This window comes from Ferrimicrobium sp., from assembly GCF_027364955.1.
Classification (GTDB): domain Bacteria; phylum Actinomycetota; class Acidimicrobiia; order Acidimicrobiales; family Acidimicrobiaceae; genus Ferrimicrobium.
In genome coordinates this window covers 36,226-43,217 of record NZ_DAHXOI010000020.1, presented here as the reverse complement: position 1 = coordinate 43,217, position 6,992 = coordinate 36,226, and the positions used below count along the sequence as shown (strand labels likewise).

6 protein-coding genes are annotated in these 6,992 nt (G+C 58.1%); 1 reads left to right on the top strand and 5 read right to left on the bottom strand.

The annotated features are described in order from the left end of the window. Window positions 1–206: 206 nt before the first annotated feature. From M7Q83_RS11205 to M7Q83_RS11185, 5 genes are all read right to left on the bottom strand, one after another. Window positions 207–602, bottom strand: a complete 396-nt coding sequence (locus M7Q83_RS11205; protein ID WP_298338661.1) for a lipopolysaccharide assembly protein LapA domain-containing protein — start codon at window positions 600–602, stop codon at window positions 207–209. 848 nt (window positions 603–1,450) lie between these two features. Beyond that, entirely contained in the window at window positions 1,451–2,224 is a 774-nt protein-coding gene (gene trpA, locus M7Q83_RS11200) for a tryptophan synthase subunit alpha (protein WP_298338658.1), read from the bottom strand. Next, complete coding sequence (gene trpB / locus M7Q83_RS11195; RefSeq protein ID WP_298338655.1) at window positions 2,217–3,401, bottom strand: tryptophan synthase subunit beta; 1,185 nt, start codon at window positions 3,399–3,401, stop codon at window positions 2,217–2,219. Before trpB ends, trpA begins: the two co-directional genes overlap by 8 nt. Next, entirely contained in the window at window positions 3,398–4,060 is a 663-nt protein-coding gene (locus M7Q83_RS11190; protein ID WP_298338650.1) for a phosphoribosylanthranilate isomerase, read from the bottom strand. The genes trpB and M7Q83_RS11190 overlap by 4 nt, the downstream gene beginning before the upstream one ends. After that, the gene (locus M7Q83_RS11185; protein WP_298338648.1) at window positions 4,050–4,835 is read right to left on the bottom strand and encodes an indole-3-glycerol phosphate synthase TrpC; all 786 of its coding nucleotides are present in this window, start codon (window positions 4,833–4,835) and stop codon (window positions 4,050–4,052) included. The genes M7Q83_RS11190 and M7Q83_RS11185 overlap by 11 nt, the downstream gene beginning before the upstream one ends. Before the next feature lie 222 nt (window positions 4,836–5,057). Here M7Q83_RS11185 and M7Q83_RS11180 point away from each other — a divergent pair, with 222 nt between their 5' ends. Next, entirely contained in the window at window positions 5,058–6,947 is a 1,890-nt protein-coding gene (locus tag M7Q83_RS11180) for an MFS transporter (protein ID WP_298338644.1), read from the top strand. Window positions 6,948–6,992: the final 45 nt, after the last annotated feature.

The following is a 6,992-nucleotide window of genomic DNA, read 5'->3' as shown; positions in this document are numbered from 1 at the left end:
GGCTCTGTCTCTCCAGACATTCGACCTGCTCGAGGGGGGCAACAAGCGCTGACCATGTCCTCAAGAGAAGTGGTAGCTCCCTTCGCCCTTGCATGTGCTGAAAGCCCGGCTAGCCCCAGTCGCTACCGGTCAATGGCGAATTTGACCAACGCAGGACCCCCAGCAGTCGCTCGTCATCTCGCCAGGATCATCGATCCCTATCGCGATCAACTTGCCTTTCGGTTGCGACCCATGCTCCGTCGCAACTGGAGGACCCGCGCCAAGCCGAGGAGAAAGACAAATAGACCGCCAAGAATAACGCCAAACAAGATGGCCACACCCACCGGCATGCGAATAGTGGATCCTGGAAAGTGGATGGCGATGGAGGCAAGATTCTGCAGGATGAAGACGAGAATCGCGATCAGCACCACCAGCCCGAAGAACGAACCAATCCACACCCGGGAGGTTCTCGTCGAATGCGGTCGCTCCGCCAAATGTCGCGGTTCACCACTGCCGATTGGTTCGCTATCCGCCACTTGGGGAACGGAAGCGTCATTCTCACGCGATTCATCATCTGAGAGTCCGTCCGCGTTGGGTGCGATGGCATCGCCTTCTTGTTCCATGGTCCAGATCCTAGTGCACGACCCAAATCCAGCGCCCCATCGCCGCCACCAATGTGCCTAGGAGCAACGGATATGGCCTACGTTGCCAGTCAAAGTACTGCGCATCTCATAGCGAGAGCACCAAGCCCATCGCGCGCCTCTGCTCCAGCCATCTGATGAGCCATGACGAGACGGATCACGCACCGATCAATCGACCATCAGGACTCCAATCATCCGCCACGGGAAACGCATGGCTCGGTACCTTCGGTGAGGTCTCACCTCCTCTACCATTTCACCGTAGGGTGCCATTCCAGCATCTCTGTCTGCTCGTCCTCATTGGTGTACTTTCCAAGCTACACACACCGATACTGCACCCCAGAGGATCGCTCGCCGCTGGCGGCCGAGCACGAGGACGCGTTCAACGTGCGAAGCAATATCGACATCAATGCCGTCAGCGGCCAGACGGTGGACGTGCGACGGTTGCGGAGCCGTTCATGACCGCTGCGTAAACGCCACCAGCAACACCTAAGCTCTGGTCTTGGTATTCTGGAGCTGCCCTGCGGCGAGGTCGGCCAAAAGTGACGACTGTGGGGCCAAAAGCACTGGCCCGCTACTGAGTTTCGGTTGCAGGGATGGCGAAATGAGCTTCGATGAAGCAGTAGGTGAACGGCAAGCCTACACGACTAGTTTTTCGCAAGATCCACGGACCGCTGTTGCGCGCTTGCGTTCTCACAAACGCCGACATTTTGTTTGCCACTAACCCAGTTGTCCCGAGCGAACCTTCATCCCTCGGTGATGTCAGAGTCATGGCGCTGCTGGCTCACCGACAATGAGGTGATACCAGGTTTACGCACGCGATCGGACCCCGCCTAGGTCCCGTCGAGGGACTCTCGAATGCTCTGAACAAAGTCAGCTAGCTCGTTTGGTGACTGACCCTCGAGTACTCGCCGCAAGAGAGCAGAGCCGACTACCACCCCATCGGCCCCGGCCTCGACGACCGCCGCCGCCTGCTCGCCATTCGAGATGCCGATCCCGATGAGTAACGGCAGCTCAGTGCGAGGGCGGATGCGCGTCGCCAAGGCAGTGGCCGTCTCAGCCAGTTCGGCCCGTTCGCCGGTCACACTCATGCTTCCTACGCCATAGACAAAACCCTCCGCGACCGCGAGGATGTCATCAACCCGCTCAAGTGAGGTCACCGGAGAGATGAGCTGGACAGTCTCAAGTCCCTGGGTCTTTGCACTCGTCCTCCAACTCTGACCTTCCTCCAAGGGAAGGTCCGGAATGATCACTCCATCCACACCCGCCTGGCGCAGCTCAGTGACTGCGCGCTCGATGCCCATGTGATGGAAGATGTTGTAATAGGTCATCACCACAATCGGGACTGAAAATGATCGTGTCCGCAACTCGCTCAACACTGAAAGCGGTGTGACCCCACGTGCGAGGGCGAGCTCTCCAGCACGTTGGATGACAGGACCATCCATACTTGGGTCGGAGAATGGAATCCCAATCTCCACCGCATCAGCTCCACTCTCGATCACAAGATCGACCAACGAGAGCCAATCGGGATCGCTGCCTGCCATCACATACGGGATGAGAAGCCGTCGGCGGCTCAACCGAAGCTGTTGCAGGGTCCTTTCAAGCACGCTGATCGCCTTCAAAAAACCCAAGACGCTCCGCGATCGTCTCCATGTCCTTGTCACCACGTCCCGAGAGGGTTACCACGATAGAACTCCCAGCGATCTCTGGTTGATGCTCTACGAGCCAGGCGATCGCGTGGGCGGATTCAAGCGCGCAGACGATCCCCTCAGTGCGGGCTAGTAACTGAACCGCATCCAAGACCTGATCGTCGTTGACCTGACCATATCGCGCACGACCGATCGCCGACAGATGCGCGTGTTCGGGGCCAACACCGGGGTAATCAAGGCCAGCCGATATCGATGAGGCCTCGTTGACCTGACCAAACTCATCCTGAAGAAAGAACGACTGCATGCCATGCACGATGCCTCCGATGCCACGCCCTATCGCCGCTCCACCCTCTGGCTCAACGCCCACCAGCCGTGCCGTGGTATCGACAAAGCCAGCAAAAGTCCCAGCCGCGTTCGAACCCCCGCCCACACAGGCGACGACCCAGTCCGGGGTGGATCCTGTCGCTGCGAGATACTGGGTCCGAGCCTCATCACCGATGACCCGCTGGAACTCTCGGACCATCCACGGATACGGATGGGGACCCATCACACTCCCAATGCAGTAATGCGTATCGCTTAGTGCCGCCACCCAGCTGCGCATGGCCTCATTAACGGCATCCTTCAAGGTGCGTGAGCCAGAGGTAACTGCCTCAACCTCCGCACCTAGCAACCGCATGCGGAACACATTGAGCGATTGGCGAGCAACATCAACTTCTCCCATGTAGACCTTCGCCTCGAGGCCAAACAATGCAGCAGCTGTCGCAGTCGCCACCCCATGTTGACCCGCACCCGTCTCCGCGATCAGACGGGTCTTACCCATCCGACGCGCGAGCAACGCCTGGCCGATCACGTTATTGATCTTGTGAGAGCCTGTGTGCGCGAGATCCTCACGTTTTAACCAGACCTCCGCACCCAGATACTCAGAGAGTCGTTCAGCGAGGTAGAGACGGGTTGGTCGCCCCGCATAGCTCTCTAGTATCGCTGTGTACTCCGCACGGAAAAGCGGGTCACTCCAGGCCTCACGGAAGGAAGATTCCAGCTCAATCACCGCCGGCATCAACGACTCCGGCACGAACCGCCCACCGAAATCGCCGAACCTACCTGTCGCATCCGGACTATCCATCATGCTCGTCATCTGCTCTCTCCTTCTTCCTCACTCAGCACGGCAACTCCAGCGCGCACGGCGCTCCGGACTGCACGCACAAACGCACACACCTGGGTCCGATCCTTGTGGCCCGGACTACTTTCAACCCCGCTCGAAACATCTACACCATAGGGATTGACCAGCGAGATCGCTTCTGCCACGTTGTGGGCATTGAGACCACCGGCGAGGATGAGTCGCTCCACCGGGGACATCTCCACCAGTGACACCCAGTCCAATCGTTCGCCTGAGCCTGGCCGTGGCCCGTCAACGAGCGTTGCCCACGGCCGATAACCCTCCAGTCCTCCGCCCTGCAGATCCTCGCTGGTGATCGCCTTGATCACGTATGGTAGGTGCGCTCTCAAGTATGCAACCTCGTCCGGTGGCTCGTGACCGTGCAGTTGCACACCCCCTAACCCAAGCGAGTGCGCTACAGCAAGCACTTCGTCCGGAGGGGTATCGACGAAGACCCCGAAAGTGAGCACTCGCGACGGCAAATGTGCCAGCACCGGAGCGATGCCCTCTGCCGTCACCCGCCGCGCGGATTCGGCAAAGACAAAGCCGAGCGCATCGGCTCCGCAGTTGAGCGCCACGAGTGCATCAGTGACATTGGTGATGCCACAGATCTTAACAAAAACATTCTCAGCCTGCACAGAGAGCCTTCACACCGGCACGGCGATCCCGAGAACGCATCAGCATCTCACCCACCAGAACTGCATCGTAACCACCAGCAGCCAAGGCGTGCGCATCCTGGGGACTCCTGACCCCTGACTCCGCCACCACCGGGAATTGGTGTCCCAACTGTTCACGGTAGGCCAGTGCCCGACTGGAGTCAACGGTGAAGGTCACCAGATCCCGCTGGTTGATCCCAAGGGCACCATGAAACTCAAGGGCCACTAAATCGAGACCAGCCAACTCACGAGGATCATGCACCTCGAGCAGCAGTTCTAACCCGATCAGCGAACTCCAACGGATCAGCTGAACGAGCCTCTCTTGATCCATCGCTGCCGCGATCAGGAGTGCCGCGCCAGCACCATAGAGCCGTGCATCACAGAGGTCGCGTTCACTCAGCAAAAAGTCTTTACGCAGTACCGGAATGGTAACCGCATCCACCACAGCGCTAAGATCATCCATACTGCCGCCAAAATGGGGAGTATCGGTCAGCACAGAGATCGCAGCGGCACCTCCCGCTTGATACTCGGCAGCGATTGCCGCTGGATGTACCTCCTCCTCGGACATAGACCCACGAACTGGTGAACGGCGTTTGACCTCAGCAATGACACCAAGGGACGGTGATCGAAGAGCTTCCTCAAAACTAGGAGCGGATGGCATGGCCTCACAAGCTCGACGAAGTCCCTCGAGATCACGCCCATCGCTGGCGCAGCGCTCCCTGTGTACCGCCAAAATAGCATCGAGATAGGTTGCCACCGCTACCAGGCTACCCGCCCACCGAACCAGCAAAGTCCCCAGATCGCCTCACTTTCTTCAATATAGTTGTACTATGCAAGCGCTTACCGACTACACTGGAACAGTCGTCGTCAGCGAACACGATCGTCGATGAGTTGGTTGTGTTCCTTATACGGACTAGCTCGTCGTCTGGTCGAGGGGCTCAAGGACAAGGCGAGCAAGACATGATTGGAGGAGTGAGCGATGCTTGGGAGCAAGACCCATTCAAACAAGCAGTCGGTGCGCGAACGGTCGTTCAAAATAACCGAACACCCGCGCTATAAATGGATCGTTCTCTCCAACACCACGCTCGGCATCTTGATGGCAACCATCAACTCCTCAATCGTGCTGATCTCGCTACCGGAGATCTTCAACGGCATCAAGCTCAATCCGCTTGCACCACAGAACACCTCCTATTTTCTTTGGGTATTGATGGGCTACCTTGTCGTGACAGCGGTCATGGTCGTGAGCTTCGGGCGTCTTGGCGACATGTATGGACGAGCGCGCATGTACAACATGGGATTTGCTACCTTCACGATCTTTTCCATCCTTCTCTCGATCACCTGGTTGCATGGAGGTGGGGGTGCGATGTGGTTGATTGTGATGCGGCTTGGACAGGGCCTAGGTGGAGCACTCCTTTTTGCCAACTCAGCCGCCCTCCTCACCGATGCCTTCCCCTCGAACCAGCGTGGTCTAGCCCTTGGAATCAATAATGTTGCCGCGATCGCTGGGTCGTTTCTCGGCCTCATTATGGGTGGCCTCTTGGCCCCAATCTCATGGCGTGCCGTCTTTCTTGTCTCGGTTCCCTTCGGCCTGATCGGTACGGTTTGGGCCTATATCATGCTCCATGACCTTGGCAAAAAGATCAAAGCAAAGATCGACGTCCTCGGCAACCTTGTCTTTGCAATCGGTCTCATCTCGATCCTGGTTGGCATCACCTACGGTCTCCAACCCTACGGCGGACACACGATGGGGTGGACCAATCCGGGGGTACTCGCCGCCCTTATCGGAGGCGTCCTGACACTGGTCAGTTTCGTCGCGATCGAACTCAAACGACCGGCACCCATGATGAACGTACGTCTGTTCAAGCTACGTCCCTATAGCGCCGGGAACCTCGCCAGCCTCCTCGCCTCACTGGGCCGAGGTGGGATGATGTTTATCCTCATCATCTGGCTACAAGGCATTTGGCTACCCCAACACGGCTACTCATACTCATCGACCCCACTTTGGGCCGGCATCTACCTCGTACCCCTCACCATCGGATTCCTCGCCGCTGGCCCGATCTCTGGGTATCTCTCTGACCGCTTTGGTGCACGCCCCTTCGCTACCGGAGGTATGGTCATCGCCGCACTCTCCTTCATCTTGCTGATCTACTTGCCAGTGAATTTTGCCTACCCCGTCTTTGCCGGACTTCTTCTCCTCAACGGACTCGCCATGGGTCTCTTCGCCTCGCCGAACCGCGCTGGTATCATGAACAGCCTGCCCGTCAACGAACGAGGTGTTGGTGCCGGCATGGCCGCCACTTTTCAGAACTCAGCTATGGTCCTCTCCATCGGCGTCTTCTTCACCCTGATGATCTTTGGTCTCCAGGCTTATCTCCCACATGCCCTGGTCACTGGCCTCACCCATCAGCACGTTCCATTGCATATCGCAGAGGGAATCTCGACCCTGCCACCAGTCAGCCTGCTCTTTGCAGCCTTCCTCGGGTACAATCCGATCGCAAAACTGATCGGTTCCTCGGTCCTTGGTAAACTTCCTGCCGCAAATGCCCACTATCTGACCGGGCGCTTCTACTTCCCGCACTTGATCTCACGGCCCTTCGGGCACGGGCTCACGGAGGCATTTATGTTCGCAGCGATCGCCTGTCTTGTCGCGGCCGTGGCCTCTTGGCTGCGTGGTGGCAAGTACACCGCCAGCGATATCGACCCCAGCTCACCTTCTGACGAGGAGTTCGAACGCGAGCTTGGCGAACTCGATCCCATCGAACCTCCATCCAAGGTCGATGTTGTGCATCAAGTCTCTGGCGCAGCAGCGACAGGTTCGTCTCTTTCCACAACGAATCGAGCCCAACAGATCGATACGCCCAACGCTTGATCAGCGGGACAAATCCAATCCCCTGCCCATAGGTGTGAGCGGCTC

Bases quoted from the DNA above. Each gene is read 5' to 3' on its own strand.
- trpB (WP_298338655.1), bottom strand. From the start codon at position 3,401: ATGACGAGCATGATGGATAGTCCGGATGCGACAGGTAGGTTCGGCGAT.
- M7Q83_RS11180 (WP_298338644.1), top strand. From the start codon at position 5,058: ATGCTTGGGAGCAAGACCCATTCAAACAAGCAGTCGGTGCGCGAACGG.
- M7Q83_RS11205 (WP_298338661.1), bottom strand. From the start codon at position 602: ATGGAACAAGAAGGCGATGCCATCGCACCCAACGCGGACGGACTCTCA.